This is a genomic window from Bradyrhizobium sp. MOS001 (genome assembly GCF_004634465.1).
In the GTDB taxonomy this organism is placed as follows: domain Bacteria; phylum Pseudomonadota; class Alphaproteobacteria; order Rhizobiales; family Xanthobacteraceae; genus Bradyrhizobium; species Bradyrhizobium barranii.
The window spans coordinates 186,766-212,250 of the sequence record NZ_SPVJ01000001.1; the positions used below are offsets into that span (position 1 = coordinate 186,766).

The 25,485-nt window shown below is 65.2% G+C and carries 19 protein-coding genes and 1 tRNA gene; 17 read left to right on the forward strand and 3 right to left on the reverse strand.

The window, feature by feature from the left end; genetic code table 11:
* The first annotated feature begins 4 nt into the window (after window positions 1-4).
* Window positions 5-742: an amino acid ABC transporter ATP-binding protein gene (locus CT676_RS00950; RefSeq protein ID WP_063983419.1), complete on the forward strand. Its 738-nt coding sequence runs from the start codon at window positions 5-7 to the stop codon at window positions 740-742.
* Window positions 743-909: 167 nt separating this feature from the next.
* Here CT676_RS00950 and CT676_RS00955 read toward each other — a convergent pair whose 3' ends face one another.
* A complete protein-coding gene (locus CT676_RS00955) occupies window positions 910-1,944 on the reverse strand; it encodes a cysteine synthase A (RefSeq protein WP_135213586.1) in 1,035 nt (344 codons plus the stop codon).
* 96 nt (window positions 1,945-2,040) lie between these two features.
* Complete coding sequence (locus tag CT676_RS00960; protein ID WP_135213587.1) at window positions 2,041-3,270, reverse strand: cyclopropane-fatty-acyl-phospholipid synthase family protein; 1,230 nt, start codon at window positions 3,268-3,270, stop codon at window positions 2,041-2,043.
* A 648-nt stretch (window positions 3,271-3,918) separates the two neighbouring features.
* Here CT676_RS00960 and CT676_RS00965 point away from each other — a divergent pair.
* The 10 genes from CT676_RS00965 to CT676_RS43805 all read left to right on the forward strand — a co-directional run bounded on the left by CT676_RS00965 (window position 3,919) and on the right by CT676_RS43805 (window position 17,468).
* Complete coding sequence (locus CT676_RS00965) at window positions 3,919-5,370, forward strand: efflux transporter outer membrane subunit (protein ID WP_244623020.1); 1,452 nt, start codon at window positions 3,919-3,921, stop codon at window positions 5,368-5,370.
* Window positions 5,360-6,760, forward strand: coding sequence for an efflux RND transporter periplasmic adaptor subunit (locus CT676_RS00970; protein ID WP_135213589.1), 1,401 nt, complete (start codon window positions 5,360-5,362; stop codon window positions 6,758-6,760). The genes CT676_RS00965 and CT676_RS00970 overlap by 11 nt, the downstream gene beginning before the upstream one ends.
* A gap of 36 nt (window positions 6,761-6,796) precedes the next feature.
* The gene (locus CT676_RS00975) at window positions 6,797-9,946 is read left to right on the forward strand and encodes an efflux RND transporter permease subunit (RefSeq protein WP_135213590.1); all 3,150 of its coding nucleotides are present in this window, start codon (window positions 6,797-6,799) and stop codon (window positions 9,944-9,946) included.
* Window positions 9,946-13,050 (forward strand): efflux RND transporter permease subunit, encoded by a 3,105-nt coding sequence (locus CT676_RS00980; RefSeq protein ID WP_135213591.1) that lies wholly within the window; start codon window positions 9,946-9,948, stop codon window positions 13,048-13,050. The genes CT676_RS00975 and CT676_RS00980 overlap by 1 nt, the downstream gene beginning before the upstream one ends.
* A 225-nt stretch (window positions 13,051-13,275) precedes the next feature.
* Complete coding sequence (locus tag CT676_RS00985) at window positions 13,276-14,076, forward strand: class I SAM-dependent methyltransferase (protein WP_135213592.1); 801 nt, start codon at window positions 13,276-13,278, stop codon at window positions 14,074-14,076.
* A 510-nt stretch (window positions 14,077-14,586) separates the two neighbouring features.
* Window positions 14,587-15,321 (forward strand): tRNA-uridine aminocarboxypropyltransferase, encoded by a 735-nt coding sequence (locus tag CT676_RS00990; protein ID WP_063983412.1) that lies wholly within the window; start codon window positions 14,587-14,589, stop codon window positions 15,319-15,321.
* A gap of 196 nt (window positions 15,322-15,517) precedes the next feature.
* Window positions 15,518-16,234, forward strand: coding sequence for an ABC transporter permease (locus CT676_RS00995; RefSeq protein ID WP_343287530.1), 717 nt, complete (start codon window positions 15,518-15,520; stop codon window positions 16,232-16,234).
* A 7-nt stretch (window positions 16,235-16,241) separates the two neighbouring features.
* Complete coding sequence (locus tag CT676_RS01000; RefSeq protein ID WP_244623022.1) at window positions 16,242-17,024, forward strand: ABC transporter ATP-binding protein; 783 nt, start codon at window positions 16,242-16,244, stop codon at window positions 17,022-17,024.
* Window positions 17,025-17,058: 34 nt separating this feature from the next.
* Window positions 17,059-17,132: transfer RNA gene (locus CT676_RS01005), tRNA-Cys, on the forward strand.
* 189 nt (window positions 17,133-17,321) lie between these two features.
* Window positions 17,322-17,468, forward strand: coding sequence for a hypothetical protein (locus CT676_RS43805; RefSeq protein WP_167767891.1), 147 nt, complete (start codon window positions 17,322-17,324; stop codon window positions 17,466-17,468).
* Window positions 17,469-17,549: 81 nt separating this feature from the next.
* Here CT676_RS43805 and CT676_RS01015 read toward each other — a convergent pair whose 3' ends face one another.
* Entirely contained in the window at window positions 17,550-17,744 is a 195-nt protein-coding gene (locus tag CT676_RS01015; protein WP_039148908.1) for a hypothetical protein, read from the reverse strand.
* A gap of 262 nt (window positions 17,745-18,006) precedes the next feature.
* On the opposite strand from CT676_RS01015, the gene CT676_RS01020 reads away from it, so the two are divergent.
* The 6 genes from CT676_RS01020 (at window position 18,007) to CT676_RS01045 (ending at window position 25,398) form a co-directional block, all read left to right on the forward strand.
* Entirely contained in the window at window positions 18,007-18,270 is a 264-nt protein-coding gene (locus CT676_RS01020; RefSeq protein WP_063983409.1) for a hypothetical protein, read from the forward strand.
* A 440-nt stretch (window positions 18,271-18,710) separates the two neighbouring features.
* Complete coding sequence (locus CT676_RS01025) at window positions 18,711-19,628, forward strand: ABC transporter substrate-binding protein (RefSeq protein WP_135213594.1); 918 nt, start codon at window positions 18,711-18,713, stop codon at window positions 19,626-19,628.
* Window positions 19,628-21,250: an amino acid ABC transporter permease/ATP-binding protein gene (locus tag CT676_RS01030; RefSeq protein ID WP_135213595.1), complete on the forward strand. Its 1,623-nt coding sequence runs from the start codon at window positions 19,628-19,630 to the stop codon at window positions 21,248-21,250. The genes CT676_RS01025 and CT676_RS01030 overlap by 1 nt, the downstream gene beginning before the upstream one ends.
* 43 nt (window positions 21,251-21,293) lie before the next feature.
* A complete protein-coding gene (locus CT676_RS01035; protein WP_135213596.1) occupies window positions 21,294-22,535 on the forward strand; it encodes an acetamidase/formamidase family protein in 1,242 nt (413 codons plus the stop codon).
* Window positions 22,536-22,669: 134 nt separating this feature from the next.
* Entirely contained in the window at window positions 22,670-25,000 is a 2,331-nt protein-coding gene (locus CT676_RS01040; RefSeq protein ID WP_167767892.1) for an acetamidase/formamidase family protein, read from the forward strand.
* A 14-nt stretch (window positions 25,001-25,014) separates the two neighbouring features.
* Complete coding sequence (locus CT676_RS01045) at window positions 25,015-25,398, forward strand: RidA family protein (protein ID WP_063983404.1); 384 nt, start codon at window positions 25,015-25,017, stop codon at window positions 25,396-25,398.
* The last annotated feature ends 87 nt before the right edge of the window (window positions 25,399-25,485 follow it).

A 25,485-nucleotide genomic window follows, 5' to 3' on the forward strand; every position in this document is an offset into this window, starting at 1 on the left:
CATCATGTCCGACCCCATCGTCAAGATTTCCGGCCTCAACAAATGGTACGGCGAGTTCCATGTGCTGCGCGACATCGACCTCGAGGTCAAGAAGGGCGAGCGCATCGTGATCTGCGGCCCCTCGGGCTCGGGCAAGTCGACGTTGATCCGCTGCATCAACGCGCTCGAGGAATTCCAGGAGGGCGAGATCGTCGTCGACGGCATCGAGCTCGGGCCGAACCTGAAGCACGTCGATGCGGTCCGCCGCGAGGTCGGCATGGTGTTCCAGAGCTTCAACCTGTTCCCGCATCTGACCGTCCTGGAGAATTGCACGCTGGCGCCGATCTGGGTGCGGAACATCCCGAAGAGGGACGCCGAAGTCAACGCGATGAAATTCCTGGAGCGGGTCAAGATCCCGCATCAGGCCAACAAGTTTCCCGGACAGATGTCCGGCGGCCAGCAGCAGCGCGTCGCGATCGCACGCGCGCTGACGATGAACCCCAAGGTAATGCTGTTCGACGAGCCGACCTCGGCGCTCGACCCCGAAATGGTCAAGGAAGTGCTCGACACCATGGTCGACCTCGCCGAGGAGGGCATGACCATGCTGGTCGTCACTCACGAAATGGGCTTCGCCCGCGAGGTCGCCAACCGCGTCGTGTTCATGGATGCGGGCCAGATCATCGAGGCCAATACGCCGAACGAGTTCTTCGCCGCTCCCCAGCACGCACGGACGAAGCTGTTCTTGAGCCAGATCTTGCGGTGACCCCGTAGGGTGGGCAAAGGCGCCTTTGCGCCGTGCCCACCATCCGTCCGCAGTCTCCGGCAAGCAAGGTGGGCACGCTTCGCTTTGCCCACCTTACGGCTACGGCACCGCGGCTTGGCTCAACTTGAGCCGGACTTCGAAATCCGGGCGGCCGCAACCCTCCCGGCCTAGACGAACGGCGGCTTGATGTTGCTGCGCTTCTCCAGCCATTCCGGCACCGGCAGGTTCTTGGCGCGCATGAAGTCGGCATTGAACAGCTTCGACTGATAGCGGCTGCCGGAATCGCAGAGCACGGTCACGATGGTCTTGCCGGGCCCGAGCTGTTTCGCGAGTCGTATCGCGCCGGCGATGTTGATGCCGGTGGAACCGCCGAGGCACAGGCCTTCGTGCTGGAGCAACTCGTAGATCACCGTGACGGCTTCCGCGTCGGGAACGAGATAGGCGTCATCCACCTTCGCGCTCTCGACGATTGCGGTCGCACGGTTGAGGCCGATACCTTCCGTGATCGAGCCGCCCGGCGTCGCCTTGGCGTCGCCGCTCCGGAAATATTCGAACATGCCGGCGCCATGCGGATCGGCGCAGGCGATCCGGACGTCCTTGTTCTTCTCTTTCAGATAGCGGCTGACGCCGGCGAGCGTGCCGCCGCTGCCGACCGAGCAGACGAAGCCGTCGACCTTGCCGCCGGTCTGCTCCCAGATCTCGGGACCCGTCGACTCGTAGTGCGCCTTCGCATTGTCGAGGTTATTCCACTGGTCTGCGAACAGCACGCCATTGGGCTCGGTCTTGCGCAGCTCGTCGGCGAGCCGGCGACCAACATGCTGATAATTGTTGGGATTGGCATAGGGCAGGGCCGGCACCTCGACCAGCTCGGCGCCGCACAGCTTCAGAAAATCCTTCTTCTCCTGGCTCTGCGTCTCCGGGATCACGATCAGCGTGCGGTAACCGCGCGCGCTCGCCACGACCGCGAGGCCGATTCCGGTGTTGCCGGCGGTCGCCTCCACCACGAGACCGCCCGGCTTGAGCTCGCCGCGCTTCTCGGCCTCCAGGATCATCCATTTGCCGGCGCGGTCCTTCACCGACTGGCCCGGATTCATGAACTCGGCCTTGCCCAGAATGGTGCAGCCGGTCAGTTCGGAGGCGCGCTTGAGCTTGATGAGCGGGGTGTTGCCGATGGCTTCGACAACGTCATTTTTGATGGTCATGTCAGGCAATTACCGGCTGGATCATAGGGTGGGCGCGACCCTAAAGTAGGGTGGCGGGCCTTACAAGCGACCCTTGCAAGGCGAGCCCGCAAACTCTTATTGCTGCTTTGCGAAGATGACTTGCCGGACGTCGATATTTCCGGACAGGAATCCGGCCTCGCAATAGGACAGGTAATACTCCCACAGCCGCCGGAACCGGTCGTCGAAGCCGAGCGGCACGAGGCCCGGCCAGGCCGTCTGGAAGTTATTCCGCCAGGTGGCCAGCGTCTTGGCATAATCCTGCCCGAAGATGCGCTCGCGAATGACGGGCAGGCCGAACGTGTCGCCGAGCGACTTGAGCACGGCGGGCGAGGGCAGCATGCCGCCGGGAAAGACGTAGCGCTGGATGAAGTCCACCTCGCGCCGGTAGCTCTGGAACAGCCTGTCCTGGATGGTGATCGCCTGGATGCCGGCGAGGCCGCCGGGCAGCAGCCGGTCCCGCAACTGGGCGAAATATTTCGGCCAGAACTGCTCGCCGACGGCCTCGATCATCTCGATCGAGGCGATGCGGTCGTAGCGGTCGCATTCGTCGCGATAATCCTGAAGACGGATCTCGACCTTGTCGGCAAGGCCCGCCTCGTGAATGCGCTTCTGCGCAAAATCGCGCTGCTCGGTCGAGATCGTGAGGCCCACCACGCGCGTGCCGAAGGTCTTTGCGGCGAACTCGGCGAAGCCGCCCCAGCCGCAGCCGATCTCGAGCAGCGTCTGGTCCGGCTTCAGGTCGAGCGCCTCGGCGAGCCGGCGGTATTTGTTGGTCTGGGCTGCCGTGAGATCGCAGGTGCTCTCCTCGAACAGCGCCGAGGAATAGGTCATGCCGGGATCGAGCCAGGCCGAATAGAACGCGTTGCCGATGTCGTAATGGGCATGGATGTTGCGCCGCGCCTGACGGCGGGTGTTGCGGTTGAACCAGTGCTGCAGCAGCTGGACGAACCGCATCAGCGGCTTGTCGTTCAGCATGGCCTGGATCAGATCGTGATTGACGCAGAACAGGTAGAGGAATTGCGTCAGGTCCGGCGTATCCCAGTCGCCGGCGAGATAGGCCTCCGCGATGCCGATGTCGCCGCCGTTGATGAGGCGCGACGCGAAGCCGTAATTGTGCAGCCGCATCGCCGCATTCGGGCCCGGCTCCTGGCCGCCGAGGCGGATCACGCGTCCGTCGGGCAGGGTGACGTCGAGCGTTCCTCGCCGCAGCCGTGCGCCAAAACTGAGTGCGAGCCGAACGATGCGCGGCAGATCGGCAAGCACTGTGTCTATGGTGTCTGACGTCACCGAGATGGTATGCGACATCGGCAGATCCATCACCTGAACGGATACTGTCCGACCGCGAGCCAGGCGCCCCCATACGCCTCATATCGCTGGACCCGAGGGCGCCCCGCAAACGGTCAGCGTCGAATCATGCGCATGATATAGGTGTGCGCTGCGCCGGTCGCCAAGGGGCTGGCGGGGTACCTCCGGCAGTCCACCGCCGTGTGCACAGCGCAATTGCGGGCCAGCACCCGATCATAGCGCGCCGTGCGCTCAGCTAAGGCCAGGGAAGCTGCGGTGCGCCGCGGCGCAGGTTTCGGTGGAGCGCCTGGCGGGACCGGTAGCCCTGGCGTCGGCGTGGCGGCAATATCACATGAAATCTTGGTAAGCTTGAATGCGCCCCGGGCCGAGGTTGGAATACAAAATAGCCCTGTGACACAGGCATATTTTGTATTTGCGTGAGTTCGGCATCGACGCATTCGAGGCCGCATTTCGCAGGTGCGGGACTGTCCCCCTGTTCCGCGCCCCGCTAGTATGAACTTCAGGTTCCGCAGAAAGCATCACGGCTGTGAACGAGTTACATAAACGCCCCCGGCCGTCCCGCCACGAATCGGTTAATCCGGCTCTGCGGTGGCGGATCGATCTGCCCGGCGGGGGGTGGATGTGACACAGGATGGTCCTGCGGTCGCCATGAGGCAATCTCCCGGCCTTACGTTCCGGACGTCGCGCGCGGCGCGATGGGCTGCCGTGGCGTGCCTTGCCGCCAGTTCAGGCGCCTGCGTGCTGACGCAGGATTTGCCCGATCCCGCACTCGATGTTCCCACGCAGTACAAATACGCGGGCAAGCCGGATGTGCCGCCGTCGCTGGATTGGTGGCGCGGCTTTCGCTCCGCGGAACTGACGCAACTGATGGAGGAGGCGCAGACCGTCAATCTCGACATCGCCGCCGCCGTCGCGCGCATCGTCCAGGCCGACGCCCAGGCGCGGCAGGCGGGCGCGGCGCTGCTGCCGAGCCTGTCGGGCGGCGGATCGGAAACCTATTCACGCACCTCGGGTTCGAGCGCCTCGGGCCTGTCCATCGGCGGCCGCGAGGTCGTCAACTATTCGGCGTCGCTGAGCGCGAGCTACCAGCTCGACTTCTGGGGCCAGAACCGCGATGCGCTGCAATCGGCGGAAGAGACGGCGAATGCCAACCGGTTCGATCGCGACGTCGTCGCGCTGACGACGCTGGCCGGCGTCGCCAACGCCTATTTCCAGGTGCTGGCCTCGCAGGATCGCCTGCGTACCGCCCAGAGCAACATCGCCAGCGCGCAGCGCATCCTTGATGCCATCCGCGAGCGCCGCAAGGCCGGCACCGGGACCGATCTCGACGTCGCCCAGCAGGAGAGCGTGGTCGCCAACCAGAAGGCGCTGGTGCCGCCGCTGCGCCAGACGCTCGACCAGAACGTCAACGCGCTCGCCGTGCTGGTATCGCGGCCGCCGGAGAGCGTCCGCGTGCTCGGCGGCTCGCTGAACAAGATCGCCATCCCGCGCGTCACGCCCGGCCTGCCGTCGGAGCTTTTGACGCAGCGGCCCGACATCCGCCGCCAGGAGGCACAGCTCGCCTCGGCGACCGCGAACATCGGCAATGCCCGCGCGCAGTTCTTTCCGACGATCCAGCTCACCGGCAATGGCGGCTATCAGAGCTCGGCGCTGGTCTCGCTGTTCCAGCCGCATGCGGCCTTCTTCCAGCTCGTCGGCAGCGCCACGCAGCCGATCTTCGACGGCGGCAAGATCCTCGGCAATTTCGAATTCGCCAAGGCGCGGCAGGACGAGTTGCTCCAGACCTACCGCAAGACCATCATCCAGTCGTTTGCGGACGTCGACAACGCGCTGTATTCGATCAAGCAGACCACGATCAAGCTACAATTGCAGCGCGATGTCGTTACCTCGTCGAAGCGCGCCTTCGATCTCGCCGAGCAGCAATTGCGCGCCGGCACGGCCGACATCGTGACTGTGCTGAACGTCCAGCAGACACTATTTCAGGCCGAAGATGCGTTGTGGCAGGCCCAACTCGCACGGCTTCTCGCCATCGTCAGCCTGTATCAGGCGCTCGGCGGCGGCTGGGAGCCGCGAATGGAGAAACCGGTCAATGCTCTTTAAGCCGGATACGAAGGAAGGCGCGAAAGAAGGGACGGCGAAGAAATCGCGCGGCCGCGGCTTCGTCATGACCCTGATCACGCTCGCCATCCTTGGCGGGCTCGGTTATTTCGGCTGGACCGTCTGGCATCAGCAGCCGCAGCAGGCGAATGGCCGCAACCAGCGGCCCGATCTGCCGGTGCCGGTGCTGGCGGCGACGCCCCGCATCCAGGACGTCCCGGTCTATCTCGACGGCGTGGGAGCGATCCGCGCGCTCAACACCGTGACCGTGCGCTCGCAGGTCGACGGCAAGCTGATCGCCGTGAAATTCACCGAGGGCCAGGACGTCAAGAAGGGCGACGTGCTCGGCGAGATCGATCCCGCGCTCTACCAGGCGACGTATGATCAGGCCGTCGCCAAGAAAGCGCAGGACGAGGCGCAGCTCGCCAACCAGCGCATCGACCTTACGCGCTACGAGCAGTTAGCTGCCTCCAACGCGGGCTCCAAACAACAGGCCGACACCCAGCGCGCCGCGGTCGCGCAGACCGAGGCGCTGGTCAAAGCCGACCAGGCCGCGATCGACAATGCGGCGGCGACGTTGAGCTACACCAAGATCGTGGCGCCGCTTTCGGGCCGCGCCGGCCTGCGGCAGGTCGACCAGGGCAACATCATCCACGCCGCCGACGCCACCGGCCTCCTGGTGATCACGCAATTGCAGCCGATCGCGGTGTGGTTCAGCCTGCCGCAGCAGCAGATCATGCGCGTCAACGCAGCGGCGTCGAAGGGCACGCTCGCGGTCGACGTGTTCGGCAATGACGGCATCACCGTGATCGACACCGGCAAGCTGACCGGCATCGACAACCAGGTCGACCAGACCACCGGCACGCTCAAGCTCAAGGCGGAATTCCCCAACGCCAATTACCAGCTCTGGCCGGGCCAGTTCGTCAATGTCCGCCTCAAGGTCGAGACCTTGATGCAGGCGCTGGTGGTGCCGACATCGGCGGTGCAGCGCGGACCGATCGGCACCTTCAGCTACGTCATCGGCGAGGACAATGTCGTCTCCGCCAAGCCGGTGACCGTGACCCAGCAGAACGAGCATGACGCCGTCATTGCCAGCGGCTTGTCGCCGACCGACAAGGTCGTCACGACCGGCTTTGCCAATCTGTCCGACGGCTCCAAGGTGGTCGTCGGCCGCGATGACCAGACACCGTCGGCCGATCTCGCCCCGCGCAAGCGCACGCGCGGCCCGGATGGCCAGAAGAAGGATGGGCAGGCCAAGGACGGGCAAAAGGACGGACAGGGCAAGGACGGCGAGCACCGCGCCAAACGGAGCAGCAGCGAAGGCGACCAGAAGGGGCAGACCGGCGCGGCACCGGGGCCGGGGGCCTCGGGACCAGGAGCCAAGCAGCCATGATCCCGACAACAGCCGCCTGAGCGGCAGGCACATCCCATGGGCGTCTCCGAACCCTTCATCCGCCGCCCGATCGCGACCTCGCTGCTCGGCATCGCCCTGCTGATCGGGGGCGCGCTCGGCTATTTCTCGCTGCCGGTCTCGGCGCTGCCGCAGGTCGACTTCCCGACCGTGCAGGTGACGACGCAGCTGCCGGGCGCCAGCCCCGACGTGATCGCCTCGCTGATCACCGCGCCGCTGGAGCGGCAGCTCGGCCAGATCCCGTCGCTGTCGGCGATGAACTCGACGAGTTCGTTCGGCGTCAGCCAGATCTCGCTTCAGTTCGATCTCAACCGCGACATCGACGGCGCGACCCAGGACGTGCAGGCCGCGATCAACGCGGCGGCCGGCGTGCTGCCCAAGACGCTGCCGTATCCGCCGACCTACGCCAAGGTGAACCCGGCGGACGCACCGGTGATGACGCTGGCGCTTCGCTCCGACACGATCTCGCTGCGGGCGATGAGCGACATCGCCGACACGCTTCTGGCACAGCGGCTGAGCCAGATTTCCGGCGTCGGGCGCGTCTCGGTGCTCGGCGGGCTGAAGCCGGCCGTGCGCGTCCAGGCCGACCTCGCGCGGCTCGCGGCCTATGGCATCGCGATGGAGGATCTGCGCGCCGCGATCGCCAACGCCAACGTCTCGGGGCCAAAAGGCTCGCTCGACGGGGCGCAGCAATCCTACATCATCGCCGCCAACGACCAGATCGCTGCCGCCGACGCCTACAAGCCTGTTATCATCGCCTACCGCAACGGCTCGCCGGTCACGATCGGCGACGTCGCGCAGATCGTGGATGGCCTCGAGAACGACCGCACCGGCGGCTGGTACCAGGGCACGCCGGCGGTCATCATCGACATCCAGCGCCAGCCCGGCGCCAACGTCATCGATGTCGTCAGCCAGATCCGGGCGGAAATCCCAAAGGTCCAGCGCGCCATTCCGGCCGGCGTGAACCTCACCATCGTCTCCGACCGTACCGTCACCATCCGCGCCTCGGTTCGCGACGTGCAGTTCACCCTGATCCTCAGCGTCGTCTTGGTGACGCTGGTGGTGCTGTTGTTCCTGCGCTCCCTGCGGGCCACGCTGATCGCGGGCGTCGCGCTGCCGCTGTCGCTGATCACCAGCTTCGGCATCATGTATTTCGCCGGCTTCAGCCTCGACAATCTGTCGCTGATGGCGCTCACCATCGGCACCGGCTTCGTCGTCGACGACGCCATCGTCATGATCGAGAACATCGTCCGCCACATGGAGAACGGCGATAGCGCGATGGAGGCCTCGCTGAAGGGGGCCAGCGAAATCGGCTTCACCGTGATCTCGCTGACGGTGTCGTTGATCGCGGTGTTCATCCCGCTGCTGTTCATGTCCGGCCTCGTCGGGCGCATGTTCCGCGAATTCGCGCTGACGCTGACGATCGCGGTCGTGACCTCGGCCGTGGTCTCGCTGACGCTGACGCCGATGATGTGCTCGCGGCTGCTCAAGCACGCCCATGAGGAACTGGCGGTGCCGGGATTGGCCGCGATCAGCCGCTTCATCGATAGCACCGTCGAGTTCTATCACCGGACGCTGCTCTGGGTCCTGGAACGCCAGCGCGCCACGCTGCTCGTGACATTTGCGACCCTGGTCGCGACCCTCGTCCTCTACGTCGTCGCGCCAAAGGGCTTTCTGCCGCTTCAGGACACCGCCTCGATCACGGCGGTGACGGAGGCGGGACCCGACGTGTCGTTCACCGAGATGCAGAAGCGTCAGGCCGAGGCGGCCGATGCCATCAAGGCCGATCCTGACGTGGTCGGCGTGGTCTCGGTGATCGGGGCGGGCTCGGTCAACCCGACCACCAATGTCGGGCGCCTGGTCATGACCTTGAAGCCGCGCGGCGAGCGGCGCGACGACGTCAGCGCGGTCGTGACCCGGCTGAAGGAACGGGTGTCGGCCATCCCCGGCATGACCGTCTATTTCCAGCCGGTGCAGGACGTGCAGATCTCGACCCAGTCGAGCCGTTCGCAGTACCAGTACACGCTGACCGGGACCGATGCGACGCTAGTGTCGGAATGGGCGCGCAAGCTTGTTGCCGAGATGCGGCGCGATCCGCTGTTCCGCGACGTCTCCTCGGAGGCGCAGGAGGGCGGCCTGCGGGCGCAGCTCGATGTGGACCGGACCCGGGCCGGGCAGCTCGGCGTGAGCCTGCAGGGAATCACCGACACGCTCAACGATGCGTTCGCGCAGCGGCAGATCTCGACCATCTACGGCCAGGCCAACCAGTACCGCGTGGTGCTGGAGGCGCTGCCGATGTACCAGCGCGATCCCTCGATCCTGTCGAAGCTGTATCTGCCGGGCGCGGCGAGCAGCATCGTGGGCGCGCCCAACGCCCAGGTGCCGCTCTCGGCCGTGGCGACGCTGAAGCGCACCACGGCGCCGCTCGCGATCTCGCACCAGGCGCAATTCCCGTCGATCTCGCTCAGCTTCAACCTCGCCCCGGGCGCCGCGCTCGGCGATGCCGTCGAGGCGGTGAAGACGATCGAGACCCGGATCGAGATGCCCAACAGCATCGTCGGCGTCTATGCTGGCGATGCCGCCGAATTCGCCAAGGCGCTCGCCGGCCAGCCCTGGCTGCTGCTCGCCGCCGTGATCACGATCTACATCGTGCTGGGCGTGCTCTATGAGAGCTACATCCACCCGATCACCATCCTGTCGACGCTGCCTTCGGCCGGCGTCGGCGCGATCCTGGCGCTGATGCTGTGCGGGCAGGACCTCTCGGTGATCGGCCTGATCGGCATTATCCTGCTGATGGGCATCGTCAAGAAGAACGCGATCATGATGATCGACTTCGCGCTCGAGGCCGAGCGCCGGCAGGGGATGTCGCCGAACGAGGCGATCGTGCAGGCCTGTCTCTTGCGCTTCCGTCCGATCATGATGACAACGCTGGCGGCGCTGTTCGGCGCGCTGCCGCTCGCAATCGAGAGCGGCACCGGCGCCGAGCTGCGCTTTCCGCTCGGCATCTCCATCATCGGCGGCCTGCTGCTGAGCCAGCTTTTGACGCTCTACACCACGCCCGTGATCTACCTGGCGCTCGACCGCATCAACCGCCGCCTCGAGCAGGCGCTGCCGCCGGCTGAATCCGGCGGCCCGCCGGTCGCGGGCGCGACCGAGGGGATGCAGTGATGGCATCGATCTCGGAGCCCTTCATCCGCCGGCCGGTCGCGACCACGCTGCTGTCGATCGGGTTGTTCCTGCTGGGTGTCGTCGCCTACGAGTTCCTGCCTGTCGCCTCGGTCCCGAACGTCGACTTCCCCGCCATCTTCGTGTCGGCCAGCCGGCCGGGCGCCGACCCGTCCGTCATGGCGGCGACGGTGGCCTCGCCATTGGAGCGTCGGCTCGGCGAGATCGCGGGCATCAACCAGATCACCTCGACGTCGTCGCTCGGCACGACCAGCATCCAGCTGCAGTTCGACATCGGTCGCAACATCGACAAGGCCGCACGCGACGTGCAGGCGGCGATCAACGCGGCGCTGATCGACCTGCCGAGCGACCTCCCGACGCTGCCGCGCTTCCGCAAGGCGAACACGGCCGGCGCGCCCGTTTTCGTACTGGCGCTGACCTCGAAGACGCTGTCGGCCAGCGCGATCTACGACGTCGCCGATACCGTGCTCGCGCAACGCATCTCGCAGGTGCCTGGTGTCGGCGACGTGACGGTGAGCGGCGCCGATCAGCCGGCGGTGCGCGTGCAGCTCAACCCCGTCGCGCTGTCTAACGCCGGCATCGCCACCGACGACGTCAGGACTGCAATCATCAATGCCAACCCGCTTGGTCCCGTCGGCATCTTCAACGGCGAGCGCCAGAGCGAGACGCTGTCGCTGAACAAGCAGATGCGGACGGCGAAAGAGTTCCGCGACATCATCATCAAGAGCTCGAACGGCAATTTCGTCCGGCTGTCCGACGTCGCCGACATCGAGGACTCCGTCCGCAACGCTCGCTCCATCGCCTGGTTCAACAAGCAGCCGGCGGTGCTGATCCAGATCACCAAGCAGGGCGACGCCAACGTCATCGACACCGTCGACCGGGTGAAGGCGCTGATCCCGGCGCTGAAGCAATGGATCCCGGCGGGTGTCGATATTTCCACGCTGGTCGACCGCACCAGTACGATCCGCGCCAGCGTGCTCGACATGCAGTGGACGCTGCTGGCAACCGCTGTCCTCGTGATGGTCGTGGTGTTCGTGTTCCTACGGCGGCTGACGCCGACGATCGCGGCTGGCATCTCGGTGCCGCTGGCGCTGGCCGGGACCTGTGCCGGGATGTGGGTCGCGGGCTTCTCGATCGACAATCTGTCGCTGATGGCGCTGGCGATCTCGGTCGGCTTCGTGGTCGACGACGCCATCGTCATGATCGAGAACATGTACCGCAATCTCGAGCATGGCATGCGGCCGCTCCAGGCCGCGCTCGTTGGCGCCCGGCAGATCGGGTTCACCGTGGTCTCGATCAGCCTGTCGCTGATCGCGGCTTTCACGCCGCTGATCTTCATGGACGGCATCGTCGGCCGCCTGCTGCGCGAGTTCTCGCTGACGCTGACCTTTGCGATCCTGGTCTCGACGCTGGTGTCGCTGACGGTCACGCCGATGATCTGCGCCCATTACATCCGGCAGACCACGTCCGGCACCGCGACGCTGTTCGATCGGCTGATCGAAGGCTCGCTGTCGCGCGTCGTCACGTTTTACGCCCGCAGCTTGCGCACCGTGCTGCAATATCCGCTGCTGACGCTGCTGGTGTTCTTCGCCACCATCGGCCTCACGGTGACGCTCTACATCAAGGTCCCCAAGGGCTATTTCCCGACCGACGATTCCGGCTTCGTCATCGGCGCGACGCGCGCCTCGGCCGACATCTCGTTCCAGTCCATGCTCGGCCTGCAGCAGCGGCTCGCCGACATCGTGATGCAGGATCCGGCCGTGGCCGGCATCGGCTCGACGGTCGGCAGCGGAGGCGGGCCGGGGGGGGCGACCTCGAACCGCGGCACCATGTTCATCAGCCTGAAGCCGCCGGAGGAGCGTGACCACGTCTCGACGCAGGTCGTGATCGACCGTCTCAGGCGCGCCCTGTACCCGGTGCCCGGAATCCGTCTGTTCATGTTCGCCGCCCAGGACGTCCGCGCCGGCGGACGGCAGAGCGATTCCGACTACCAGTACACGCTGACCAGCACCGACCTCGGCCTGCTCCAGAAGTGGGCGCCGATCGTGGCCAAGCGCATGGAGAGCGTCGAGGGCATCACAGATATTTCCAGCGACCGCGATCCCGGCGGGCTTCAGCTCACGCTCTCGATCGACCGCCAGAAGGCCTCGGCGCTCGGCGTCAGGGTCCAGGACATCGACAACGCGCTCAACAACGCGTTTTCGCAGCGGCAGATCGGGATCATCTACACCCAACGCAACCAGTATATGACCGTGCTGGAGATCGACCCGAAATTCCAGGTCGACCCATCCAACCTTGATCGCATCTATGTCGCCGGTGCCAATGACGCGCAGGTGCCGCTGTCGGCCGTGGTACATGCGACGCGCGGGCTCGCTGCGCTGGCGGTCTATCATTCGCAGGGGTTTCCCTCGACCACGGTGTCGTTCAACCTGATGCCGGACGTGCCGCTCCAGACCGCGACCCAGAACGTGCAGCGCGCGATCGAGGAGCTGCACATGCCGGAAGGCATTCGCGGCAGTTTTGACGGCAATGCCGGCGATTTCGCCAGGACCAGCGGCCGCCAGCCGCTGCTGATCCTCGGCGCGCTGGTGGCGATGTATATCGTGCTCGGCGTGCTCTATGAGAGCCTCGCCCATCCGCTGACGATCATCTCGACGCTGCCGTCCGCGGGGCTCGGCGCGCTGCTCGCCTTGCAGCTCACTAACACGCCGCTGACGGTGATCGCCTTCGTCGGCATCATCCTGTTGATCGGCATCGTCAAGAAGAACGGCATCATGATGGTGGACTTCGCGCTCGATGCCGAGCGCCAGCGCGGCCTGTCCTCGGCGGAGGCGATCTTCGAGGCCTGCCAGGCGCGCTTCCGCCCCATCCTGATGACGACCATGGCGGCGCTGTTCGCCGGAATTCCGCTGGTCATCGCGACCGGTCCGGGCACGGAGCTCCGCCGTCCGCTCGGTATCACCATCATCGGCGGCCTGTTCGTCTCGCAGATCCTGACGCTCTACACGACTCCCGTGATCTACCTGCTGATCGACCGCCTGCGCCGCCGCTCCGAGCCGCGCCCGCTGGCCGCACCGGCGGAATAGGCCAAGTATCGCGCACGTTCCGACACCGTCAGTCGGCTCGATCCCCTAACATTTGATGTTGTCAACTTAACATCTGTTCTCATAAAGGCTGTTACTTCTCATTTCTGTCAACAAAGCTCGTTACAGAACGGAGACGGGCGCGGCCTTCGCTCGTCGCGCCGCCCGAAGCTGTTGCATTCGAACGGAATTCCGCCCCGAGAATGTGTGACGTGCTTGGGAAACCTTGTGGGCGAGCGGAAATCGGCTGGCTCGTGTTGCTTTGGAGTGATTGGCCAAATGGCTAATACCGTCGGATCGCACTTTTTCCCGGAGATTGCGGCGGGTGGATTCTCTCGGGTCGATGGCACGATTCAGTTCTGGCAGCGGGTCGGGGCCTTGGTTGGACCGGATTCCGTCGTGCTGGACTTTGGCGCCGGGCGAGGCGCCGGCCAGAGCGAGGATTCGGTCGCCTACCGGCGCAGTCTGCGGTCGTTGAAGGGACGGGTGCGCGAGCTCGTCGGGGTGGATGTCGACCCGGCTGTCACGACCAACAAGGCGCTGGATCGGGCGTTCGTGATCACACCCGACGGAGAGCTTCCGATCGCCGATCAATCCATCGACGTGATCGTATCGGATTTCGTGTTCGAGCATCTCCAGGATCCTGCCAGAGTCGCCCGTGAACTCGACCGCGTGCTCAAGCCGGGCGGCTGGATCTGCGCGCGAACGCCCAACCGCTATGGATACATCGCACTCGCCAACCGGATGATCCCCGACCGGTTGCATGCCCGCATCATCCAGTCGGCCCAGGACGACCGCAAGGGCGAGGATGTCTTCCCGGCCGTCTATCGGCTGAACACTGCCAGCGCGTTCAAACGGCATTTTCCCGCCTCCCGATACGATCTGTATGTGATCCCGTGGGACGCGGAGCCGGCCTATTATTTCGGATCGAAGCTGCTCTATTCGCTGTTGCTAGCGGTTCAGCACTGCACGCCGGCTCCGTTCAAGACGGTGTTGACGGCGTTCATGCGCAAACGCCCCGTGCCGTGAGCCCGACAGCCAAGTCACGTCGGGCTCAAGCCGCCGTACACCTGATTGCGAAGACGAAAGAGCGCACGGGACGAAAGGCCTTCGAGCGCGGAACGTCACGCAACGCAGGCGCCTTGTAGAACGATCGTACCCTCCAAGACGTCACCAAGTCCGAGCGATAACGTCATTCGGCAGTCAACTGGACCGTGTACTACGGCCCGACCATCACACTTCATGACCATCGCCTCCCAATCCCCGCCCCAAAGCCCATGTCGACGTAGGTGCTCAGTTCTACGACACCGACCTCAGCAAGCCGATTTGGGTCGCCAACGTGGCCGCGAATGGTACTGTGGATTGGAGAGACGCTGCCGGAACGCCGGTCTAGCAGAGCGGTCGACGCGTTCGACATACCGGCGCAACGAGACCGCCTTCGGGCGGTCTTTTTGTCGTGTGCCGAGGTTCGGGGTTATGGCGGCGCCACTCCCGGCAAGAGAGTTGTTGAACCGCCGCTTCAAGCGTATAGCGGCGACCATGTCGAACCCCACAGCCGCCGCGCCGGCCGATCCGATCCCCGAATGCCCGCACTGCCAGAAGCCGATGCCGCTGTGCATCTGCGACAGTGTCACGCCCATCAAGAACCGGCTCTCGCTCCTGATCCTCCAGCATCCGCAGGAGCAGGACAGGGCGCTCGGCACCGCCCGGCTGCTTGCGAAGCACTTTGCCGATGCCACGGTGCGGGTCGGCCTGTCCTGGTCGAGCCTGTCCAAGGCGCTGGCGCGGCCGGTCGAGAACGCCTCGCACTGGGCCGTGCTCTATCTTGGCTCGGCGCGCGCGGCCGATCTGGAGGCCGAGGGCGAGATCCTGGCGCTCAACCGCAAGGGCGAAGTCGCGGAGAACCAGCGCTCGATCCTCGGCAAGCTCGAAGGCGTGGTGCTGCTCGACGGCACCTGGAGCCAGGCCAAGGCGCTGTGGTGGCGCAATCCCTGGATGCTCAAATGCCAGCGCGTGATCCTCAACCCGGCGCATCCCTCCCGATACGGACGCCTGCGCAAGGAGCCGCGGAAAGACGGGCTGTCGACCATCGAGGCGGCCGCGACCATCCTGGCCAGTCTTGAGAAGCGCCCCGATATCGCCGAGACGCTCAATGCCAGTTTTGAACGGATGTTGACGCGCTACCGCGAGGTTCAGGCCGAAATGCCGGAATTGGCGCCAAAACCGCCGGTCAAGGACCGCCGGCGCGGTGTCCGGCGCAGCAAGCGCAGCTGACTCGCGCTTAAATCCTCCGTACGGTTGATTGCCCCGCGCGAGACGGGCGGGTAGAGACGATCGGCCGATGGGCCGCGAACTGTTATCTTCGCAGAATCGGAAAGCCGGAAGCGGAAGGGGCAGTCGAATTCAGGCCGCGGCGAAGGAAATCCTTGCACAGGTGGCGCGGCCCGATCGGTGGGGCACGCTCGCGCTGATGGACATCTCGCTGCGTTACCGGCGCACCGTGATCGGCCCGCTCTGGATCACGCTGACGCTGGCAGCAACAATCGCAAGTGTCGGCACGGTCTACGCCGCACTGTTCAAGCAGGAACTCGCCGGTTTCCTGCCGCCCTTTGCCGTCGGCCTGATTGTCTGGACCCTGATCGCGACGACGCTTCAGGAGGGCTCCAGCATCTTCGTGTCGTCAGGCCATCTGATCAAGGCCGTGCCGGCGCCGCTGATCGTGCATGTGCTTCAGATGATCGCGCGCAACGTGCTCATCTTCGCGCATCATCTGGTGATCGTCGTTCTGCTCTATATCGTAATGCCCTGGCCGCTGCATGGGAGCATGCTGCTCGCGGTGCCCGGCTTTGCGATCCTGCTCATCGTTCTGCTCGGCGGTTCGGTCGCGCTCGGCATGCTCTGCGCGCGCTTTCGCGATATCGGCACGGCGATCGTCAGCGGCCTGCAATTCATCTTCTTCCTGACGCCGATCATCTGGACCGAGGACGCCCTGCGCGGCACCGCGTTCCACTGGCTGATCCGGGCCAATCCGTTCGCGACGCTGCTCGACCTCGTGCGCAGGCCGCTGCTGTCGCAGCCGACCGATCCGCAGCAATGGCTGCTCGGGGCGATCTATGCGATCGTCGTAGCCGTCATCGCCTTCGGCTGCTACGCAAAATACCGCCACCGCGTGGCGTATTGGCTGTGAGGCGCGCATGAGCCTTGCTGCCCAGATCGTGCTCCGCAACGTTTCGGTCAAATTTCCGGTGCTGTCGTTCCGCGACCGTTCGCTGCGCAGCCGCTTCGTCAGCGCGGTGACGCTGCGCCGGACGCCGGCGGTGCCGCACATCGTCTCCGCGCTCAACGACGTCAGTCTCGACATCCGCGCCGGCGACCGCGTCGCCATCATCGGCGCCAACGGCGCCGGCAAGACCACGCTGCTTCGGGTGCTCGCCGGTATCTATCATCCGACCGCGGGCAGCGTGGACGTACTCGGCCGCTGCCTGTCGCTGTTCGACCTGTCGGCCGGCTTCGACGAGGAGGCCACGGGCTACGAGAACATCGTGCGCCGCGGGCTCGTAATCGGCGCGCGGCGCTCCGAGATCGATGCGCGGCGGGCGGAGATCGCCGAGTTCACCGAGCTCGGTGACAGGCTCGACCTGCCGCTGCGGACCTATTCCAGCGGCATGATGCTGCGGCTGATCTTCGCGGTCGCAACCGCCGTGGAAGGCGAGATCGTGCTGCTCGACGAATGGATCGGCGTCGGCGACCAGCAATTCCGCCGGAAGGCGCGGCAGCGGCTCGACGAGATCGTGGCCCGTGCCGGCATCCTGGTGCTGGCCTCGCACGACATCGAGCTGATCCAGAGCACCTGTAACCGCGCGATCCTGCTCGAGGAGGGGCGGATGACCGCGGTCGGCCCGACCATGCGATTCTTGCGAAATATCTCGCCGGCCCGGGCGGGTGCAAGGCGTAAACGCCCGGTCGGGGTTGCCTAAGCCATTGATCCCCTATATTGCTCCGCCCTTACGGGGCCACGTGGCGGAGTGGTTACGCAACGGTCTGCAAAACCGTGTACACCAGTTCAATTCTGGTCGTGGCCTCCATAACAACCTCCTGATATTTCATCATAAATTTTGCTCACCGCGCGTTCCGCGGAGCACGCGATTGAGGCCTGCCAGGCCGTGCACACCGGGTTTGCCCGGGGCTTGGCGGACACCAGCGATTCAGGCCCGATGGCATAGACTTCGCATCTGCGAAGTGATGCGTCACGAACCCCTGGAGCTGAAGAGCACGTGAGCGACGTCGTCCGATTCGTCCCGAAATCCGAGCTGGAACGGGCTCGCCTCATTCGCGAGGCCCGTGCGATCTATGACAGCATCTTTCCGCCGGCCGCACCCGACCGGGTGCCGCAGGACGGCGAGGAGCGGGTCAAGACCTGATCGGAGCCGCGCCGTTCCGGCGCATGGCCGATAGCAAAACGCCCGCGGGAGCGGGCGCATCGGTTGACGTTGAAAGTGGTCTCAACAGGCCGCGTACCAGCCGTCCGGAAACGGCAGAAGGGGCCAGGCGCCCTCATTGTCATTGGCGGCTTTGGGCGTTGCGACGTACGACCACGAGCGGGGCACGAATTCCTCCTCCGGCTCGGGCGCGAAATCTTGATAGACCATGGCGTCCCGGACGGCATCCAGCAGCAAGTTGAATTCGGCTTCGCTCATCGCACCCTCGCAGAACGCGGATGGCGCAATGTCGCAAAGCCGGTTTGTTACCCGATTGAGCCGATCGTTCGCATTTTAGCGACCCGGCGATCGGGCTCCGATTGGTTAGCAATTCCTTAAAATCCCCTCGGAACCGTACGTTCCTCCCGTCCGGCCTCAGTGTGAAAGAGATCACATCCCCCGCGATTTATTTCTCCTACCCCTTGGCACGACACCGGCCAGCGAAGGCCGGGGGCGGGCAAGGCAGACGGGAGACTTGGTCATGAGGGCAAGGTTCTTACGGTTTGCGGGTGCGAAGAGCCGGGCGCGCCGCGCCTCGACGGTCGGGCTGTTCCTGGCGCTGTTCGCCTCCGCCGCCAATGCGCAGCAGGGAACGCCGGAGCAGCGCCGGGCCTGCACCCCCGACGTCTATCGGCTCTGCGCCGGCGAGATCCCCAACGTCCGCGCCATCACGGCCTGTCTGCGCCGTAACCGCTCAAGCTTGAGCGAGGCTTGCCGCACCGTCTTCGACCAGGCCGGCGGCTGACATAGCCGCCCTGTGGGTTTGTGCGCAGCAAGTGGCTCGTGCGGTCTCGCGAATCCGGCATAGTCGGCCTGTGGATATGCTGCGGACAGGCTGTGGAAAGCGGTGAGATGCTGTGGATGTCGTCCACAGATGCGTCTGCCCGGCACCTCATTTCCGCCAGTAAACGTCATATCTCCGTCAAATATCCTGACTGATTGATTCTCCGACCGTGCAGATCATTGCGTCGCGCGAGATGATTTGGTTCTCCCGAATTCGGAATTGCGTGCCGCAGGACACCTGACGCACGAACAGTTTTTGTGCAGGGTGCTGCCCAATTCGCGGGCCCCATTCATCCAATTTTTTGTACGCCCGCGGACAAGCTTTCCCGTCCGCACTCCACCTAGGCTCGTTCCCGAGATCTGGAACATGGCCAGTGCCATGACAATTCGAAGGAGCTGGAGATGGAGACACGGGTATTGCCCCACGCGCAGGGAACGGCGCGCGCATCATCACCGTGGCGCAAGGTCGCGCTCGGCGCCACCATCGCCTTCGGCCTCGTCGCAGCGGCGCCGCTGAGCGCGCAGGCCGCCGCGCCCGCCGCCTGCGCCGCACTCCAGGAGAAATATCCGGACTGGAAGGGCAAGACGCTCGTCAACGCCATCAACCCGCATACACCGGGCTATGAGACGATCGACCCGAAGGATCCCAGCAAATATATCGGCTTCGACATCGATCTTGGCGAGGCCATCGGCGAATGCCTCGGCTTCAAGCTGACCTACAAGCCGGTGACGTTCGCAGCACTCCTCACAACGCTCGCTGCCGGCCAGGCGGACATCGTCATCTCCGACATCTACGCCACCAAGGAGCGCGCCAAGGCCGCGGACTTCATCACCTACTCGAAAGTGTTCGACGGGGTGCTCGTCGCCAAGGGCAATCCGAAGGGCATCAACGGCATCAACATGTCGATGTGTGGCGCGGCCGCCGCCGAGAACACCGGCTATGTCGAGGTGCCCCTGATCCAGGCCCTGATCCCGGAATGCAAGAAGGCGGGCAAGGCCGAGCCGACCATCCAGCTCTACGACAACAACGCCAACTGCATCCAGGCGATCCTCGCCGGCCGCGCCGACACCTATGTCAATGACGTCAACACCGTCGACAGCGCGGTCAAGGCCTATCCGGACAAGCTGGAGAAGGCGATCGCGGTGACGATCCCGTATTCGGTCGGCATCGCCGTTCCCAAGGACAAGCCGAAATTCCGCGACGCCGTGCTCGCCGCGCTGATCGAGGTGCAGAAGGCCGGCACGCATATGGAGCTTCTGAAGAAGCATGGGCTCGACGTGAACAACTTCAAGGAGCCTGACATTCTGACGGCAGACTGATGTCGCTGTTCCTCCATTACCTGAGCATGCCGTATCTGCTCAAGGGCATCGAGCTCACCCTCGAGGTGACCGCCCTCGGGCTCGGCGGTGGATTGATCCTTGGATTGATCCTCGCCGGCATGCAGCTCTCGCGCTTCTGGCTCCTGGCGGCGATCGCCAGGGCCTATACCGTGATCTTTCGCGGCACGCCGCTGATCCTGCAGATGGTGTTCGCCTACGACGCGCTGCCGCATATCGGTATCAAGCTGCCGGCGGTGCTTGCCGCCGGTCTCGCACTCGCCTGCAACGAGGCGCCGTTCATCGCGGAAATGTTGCGCGCCGGCGTGCTCGGCGTCGACCGCGGGCAGGTGACGGCCGGCCAGGCGCTCGGCATGACGCCGCGGATCCTGATGTGGCGGGTGATCGCGCCGCAGGCGATCCGCACCATGATCCCGGCCTTTGGCAACGAGGCGGTGAGCGCGCTGAAGAATTCCTCGCTGGCGTCCGTCGTCGCAGTCCAGGAGCTGACCTTGCGCTCGACCCAATTGGCGTCCTCGACCTTCGACTTCTTCTCGATCTTCTTCGCCTCGGGTCTTTTGTATCTCGTGCTGACCTTTGCCATCAGCGTCATCCAGTTGTTCGTCGAATGGCTGCTCGATCTCGACCGCGCCAAGGGACGGAAGCGCAAGCTCGCCGATTACCTGCCGTGGCGTCGCGTCGATCTCGGCGCCAAGCTGGAGCTTGCGGAGGCGACCGTCGCCGATCCCGAACCCGTGCAGGCAGAGCTGACCGACACGCCGCCGCTTGCTCTGACCAGAGAGGAGCGTACGCGGCGTTCCGCGACGATCGCGCGCAACAACATCGCGGTCGAGACCAAGGACCTCACCAAGAGCTACGGCACGCAAAAGGTGCTCGGCGGCCTCGATCTGACCGTTCGCGTCGGCGAAGTGGTCGCGCTGCTCGGCCCCAGCGGCTCGGGCAAGAGCACGCTGCTCCGCTGCATCAACCATCTCGAAAGCTGGGACGGAGGCACCGTGCGCGTCGGCGGCCGCCGTCTCGGCTTTGACGACGACGGCAAGTTGCTGTCACCCCGGGCGATCGCCAACGAGCGGGCAACCGTCGGCGTCGGCATGGTGTTCCAGCAGTTCAATTTGTTCGCCCATCTGTCGGCACGCGAAAACATCGCCGGGCCTTTGCGCTGGGTCCACGGTATGACCCGCATCGACGCCGACCGTCGCGCCACCGAGCTGCTCGACCGTGTCGGTCTCTCACATCGCGCCGACGCGCTGCCGCGACATCTCTCCGGCGGCCAGCAGCAGCGCGTCGCCATCGCCCGCGCGCTGGCGCCCAATCCAAGCGTGCTGCTTTTGGACGAGCCGACCTCGGCGCTCGATCCCGAGCTCGTCAACGAGGTGCTTGAAGTGATCCGGCGGCTCGCCATCGACGACGGCCTCACCATGATCATCTCGACGCACCAGATCCGCTTTGCCGATGAGGTCGCCGATCGCGTCGCTTTCCTGAGCGGCGGCGCGATCATCGAGGAGGGGCCGGCGCACGAGGTGCTCACCAACCCCCGCAATCCGCTGACGGCGCGTTTCCTCAGCGTGATGGAAGCCGACAAGACTCCGGAGGCGGTGCGATGAGCGCTGCCTTCGTAAGGTTCAAGACTCCCGAAGAGGCCACGTCATGAAGCATTTCACGCTGCCGGTTTCGCCGAAGACCGTCCACTGGGGCTATTTCTCCAAGAAGGTCACGCCGGCCCTGACGCTGCGCTCGGGAGACCGCGCCACCATCGAGACGCTGACCCATCATGCCAATGACGATTACGAGCGCATGATCCAGGGCGATCCCGGTGCCGAGAGCGTGTTCCAGTGGACGCGCGAGCACAAGGCGGTGGCGCGCCGCGGCTCGGGCCCGACCGAAGGTCCGTTCATCCGCGGCGCAGGCGAGGGGATCGGCGTGCATCTCCTCACTGGTCCCGTCGCGATTGAAGGTGCCGAGCCCGGCGATATCCTGGAAGTGCGCATCCTCGACATCCGGCCGCGACCGAGCTGCAGCGCCTGCCATTCCGGCCGCTGCTTCGGCTCCAACGTCGCGGCCAATTGGGGCTTTCACTATCACGATTTGATCGAAGAGCCGAAGCCGCGCGAGGTCGTCACCATCTTCGAGCTCGACACCTCGGGCGAGCCTTATGCGAAAGCGGTCTACAACTACGTCTGGACGCCGCAGACCGACCCCGACGGCATCGTGCATCCCACCATCGACTATCCCGGCGTGCGCGTCGATCACGCCACCGTCAGGAAGCGCGAAAACATTCTGTCGAGCGTGAGGGTGCCCGCGCGATTGCATTTCGGCACCATGGGCCTCGCGCCCTCGGAAGCTGATTTCGTCAGCTCGATCCCACCGAGCTACACCGGCGGCAACATCGACGACTGGCGCATCGGCAAGGGCGCGCGGATGTTCTATCCGGTCGCGGTCCCCGGCGCCTATTTCTCGGTCGGCGATCCCCACGCCGCGCAAGGCGACAGCGAGCTCGGCGGCACCGCAATCGAGACCTCGCTCACCGGCGATTTCGAGTTCATCCTGCACAAGAAGGCTGATCTGGCCGGCACCAATCTGGAGGGCCTCGACCATCCGATGCTGGAGACCGATCACGCCTGGTCGTTCTACGGCTTCACCTATCCGAACTATCTGGCCGCGCTCGGGGCCGATGCACAAACCGAGATTGCCAATCACTCGAGCCTCGACCGTGCGATGCGCGATGCGTTCAGAAAACTCCGGCGGTTCCTGATGACCGTGCACGGTCTCGGCGAGGACGAGGCGATCTCGCTGCTATCGGTCGGCGCCGATTTCGGCGTCACCCAGGTCGTCGACGCCAATTGGGGCGTCCACGGCACGATCCGCAAGAACATCTTTCGCTGCGACTAATGCATTGAGACACAGCGAGTTTTCGGGATGAGGGGATGAGCGGCGAACGTCATTTGCGGCCCGTTGCTGCGACGGATGACCGCGTTCGTCTGGCACAGAGGTTGCTTCGATCAACTGCAATCTGGGTTGATCCGATGAGCTTCCGGCCGTTCACGAGCGAGTCCTACGCGCAAGACGACCGCCCCGAAGCCTGGCGGGACGTGCTGGCGGCGGTTGGCCTGCAACCGGCGACCGGCCATTCCTTCTTTGACGGACATGCAACCGCATCGCATCGCCATGCCGCAGGTGTTGCGCTGACGCGCATGGCCGCTGGCGCGCAAAGCGTCGCGCCTCTTTCGCAACCGAATGAAGACCTTCCGATCGCGCTGATCCCGGTCGAGGACGGCATGGTGCTGAAGAGCGCCGGCGGCCACCGCATCGTTCCGGTCGGCCATCTCGTGCTGCTGCCGCGGAGCGGGGACTGGAGCATCGTGTTCCAGCGCGACATGCGGGCCATCGTGCTGTCGGTGACCTCGGAAGCGCTGCACGGACGCCTCTCGGGCAGGCCGCGGCTCGGCGAGCCCCGCGTCGTTCCACCCAGCGGCTTTGCCGATGTGTTCTCGCGTCTGCTGGACGCGACCGCGCGCACGCTCGACACGTTGAGCGATGCCGAGTGGAATTCGGTCGCGCAGTCGCTCGTTGATCTGCTCCTGACGCTCGCGCATCAACTGGCGGCTTCGACGTCCGATGCCGGATCGAGCGCGACGCAGGCAGCGCTGCTGCATCGGATCTGCCAGACCATCGAGCGCCGGCTCGACGATCCCGAACTGGCACCGGCGCGCGTCGCGCAGGCCGAGGGGATTTCCGAGCGCTACCTGCAAAAGCTGTTCGAGACGGTCGGCGACAATTTCACCCATTACGTCCGGGAGCGCCGCCTCCAGCGTGCCTGGGCCGATCTGTCCAATCCGACCGAGGCGCATCGTTCGATCTCGGAGATCGCCTATGCCTACGGCTTTGGCGATTCCGCTCATTTCAGCCGCGCCTTCCGTCACCGCTTCGGCCTGCCGCCGCGCGAGTTTCGCCAGCAGGAGGCGGAGCGGGCGACCTTGCAGCACGGCATTGCCGGCCAGCGCGGCTGGCCGCAGGAGGCGCTGGCGCAACTGCGCGTGCATTCGAGCGTCGAGGCACGCAGCACCGTTGCGTGTGCCGGCACTGAGGAGCGGACGACCACGGAACGCAGGCATCACCATCTCCCGGTCGAAGCCAGCCGCATCCATTGGGGCTATTTCAGCCGCTCGCTGGCGCCGCAAATCGAGATCGCCTCGGGCGACACCGTCACCATCGAGACGCTGACGCAGCACGCCTCCGACGCGCCCGAGATGATGATCGCGGGCGATGCCGGTGCTGAAAGCGTGTTCGGCTGGACACGGGACAAGAAGAACGTCGATCGTCGCGGCGCTGGTCCGATGGACGCGAGTGTGTTCGGCCGCGGCGCCGGCGAAGGATTTGGCGTGCACATCTGCACGGGGCCGGTCGCGGTGAAGGATGCCCAGCCCGGCGACGTGCTGGAGGTGCGCATCCTCGACATCGTGCCGCGCGCGAGCCGCAATCCGAACCATGCCGGCCGCGTGTTCGGCTCCTCGGTCGCGGCCTGGTGGGGCTATCACTACAACGAGTTTCTCGGCGGTCCCAAGCCGCGCGAGGTCGTCACCATCTACGAGATCTTCGACGATCCCGAGGAGCCGCACGCCCGGGCGCTCTATTCCTATCGCTGGGAGCCACAGACCGACCCCTTCGGCGTCGTGCACGCCACCTACGACTATCCCGGCGTCCCCGTCGCGCCCGCCACGGTGAAGCGCCGGCATGCCGTACTCGACGGCATCCGCATTCCCCTGAGGCCGCATTTCGGCGTGATCGCGGTGGCGCCGCGCGAGGTCGATTTCGTCGACTCCGTGCCGCCGTCCTATTTCGGCGGCAACCTCGACAATTGGCGACTGGGGAAGGGGTCGACCGTCTACCTTCCGGTCTCCGTGCCCGGCGCGCTGCTGTCGGTCGGCGATTCCCATGCCACCCAGGGGGACGGCGAACTCAGCGGCACCGCGATCGAATGTTCGATGACAGGGACGTTCGAGGTGATCCTGCACAAGAAGGCCGAACTGGCCGGCCAGCCCTTTGCCGATCTCTCTTATCCCCTGATCGAGACCGAGACCGACTGGGTGCTGACCGGGTTCAGCCATCCCAACTATCTCGCCGAGTTCGGCGCGCAGGGCCAGAGCGAGGTCTACGCAAAGTCCTCGCTCGACCTTGCCATGAAGGATGCGTTCCGGAAAATGCGGCGCTTCCTGATGAACGTGAAGGGCCTCAGCGAGGACGAGGCGATCGCGCTGATGTCGGCCGCCGTCGATTTTGGCGTCACCCAGGTCGTCGACGGCAATTGGGGCGTGCACGCCATCCTCAGCAAGCGCCTGTTTCGGGACGCGACTTAACAAGGACATCTCAAGTGAAATTCCACATGATCAGCGGCGGACCGAAGCCGGTCGCGCCCTTCAGTCACGCCGTCGAGACCGACGGGTTTGTCTTCGTCACCGGCCAGATGCCGGACACGCCGCAGGCGCCGGGTGTGCTGCCCGACGGCATAGAGGCGCAGACGCGGGCCGTGATGGAGAATTTGAAGGTGGTGCTCGCCGGCCTCGATCTCGGCCTCGAGCACGTCGTGATGACGCGGATCTATCTGACGCGTTTCAAGGAAGACTATGCCGCGATGAACGAGACCTATCGCAGCTTCTTCGCACCGGATCGTTTGCCGGCTCGCACGTGTGTCGGCGTCACTGGGCTCGCCTATGACGCACTGATCGAGATCGATCTGGTGTGCCGGCGGCCGTGAGCTCGGCTTTCGCAGCCCGGACGCTGCGGCACGAACTGATGCGCAGCAGAGCCGGGGCCCATGCCACAGCTACGGTGCGGCTTTCCG

Bases quoted from the DNA above. Each gene is read 5' to 3' on its own strand.
- CT676_RS01020 (WP_063983409.1), top strand. From the start codon at position 18,007: ATGAGGGCAAGGTTCTTACGGTTTGCGGGTGCGAAGAGCCGGGCGCGC.
- CT676_RS01025 (WP_135213594.1), top strand. From the start codon at position 18,711: ATGGAGACACGGGTATTGCCCCACGCGCAGGGAACGGCGCGCGCATCA.
- CT676_RS00950 (WP_063983419.1), top strand. From the start codon at position 5: ATGTCCGACCCCATCGTCAAGATTTCCGGCCTCAACAAATGGTACGGC.
- CT676_RS01040 (WP_167767892.1), top strand. From the start codon at position 22,670: ATGAGCTTCCGGCCGTTCACGAGCGAGTCCTACGCGCAAGACGACCGC.
- CT676_RS00975 (WP_135213590.1), top strand. From the start codon at position 6,797: ATGGGCGTCTCCGAACCCTTCATCCGCCGCCCGATCGCGACCTCGCTG.
- CT676_RS00965 (WP_244623020.1), top strand. From the start codon at position 3,919: ATGAGGCAATCTCCCGGCCTTACGTTCCGGACGTCGCGCGCGGCGCGA.
- CT676_RS00955 (WP_135213586.1), bottom strand. From the start codon at position 1,944: ATGACCATCAAAAATGACGTTGTCGAAGCCATCGGCAACACCCCGCTC.
- CT676_RS01030 (WP_135213595.1), top strand. From the start codon at position 19,628: ATGTCGCTGTTCCTCCATTACCTGAGCATGCCGTATCTGCTCAAGGGC.
- CT676_RS01000 (WP_244623022.1), top strand. From the start codon at position 16,242: ATGAGCCTTGCTGCCCAGATCGTGCTCCGCAACGTTTCGGTCAAATTT.
- CT676_RS00970 (WP_135213589.1), top strand. From the start codon at position 5,360: ATGCTCTTTAAGCCGGATACGAAGGAAGGCGCGAAAGAAGGGACGGCG.
- CT676_RS00995 (WP_343287530.1), top strand. From the start codon at position 15,518: ATGGACATCTCGCTGCGTTACCGGCGCACCGTGATCGGCCCGCTCTGG.
- CT676_RS00990 (WP_063983412.1), top strand. From the start codon at position 14,587: ATGTCGAACCCCACAGCCGCCGCGCCGGCCGATCCGATCCCCGAATGC.
- CT676_RS00960 (WP_135213587.1), bottom strand. From the start codon at position 3,270: ATGTCGCATACCATCTCGGTGACGTCAGACACCATAGACACAGTGCTT.
- CT676_RS00980 (WP_135213591.1), top strand. From the start codon at position 9,946: ATGGCATCGATCTCGGAGCCCTTCATCCGCCGGCCGGTCGCGACCACG.
- CT676_RS01015 (WP_039148908.1), bottom strand. From the start codon at position 17,744: ATGAGCGAAGCCGAATTCAACTTGCTGCTGGATGCCGTCCGGGACGCC.
- CT676_RS01035 (WP_135213596.1), top strand. From the start codon at position 21,294: ATGAAGCATTTCACGCTGCCGGTTTCGCCGAAGACCGTCCACTGGGGC.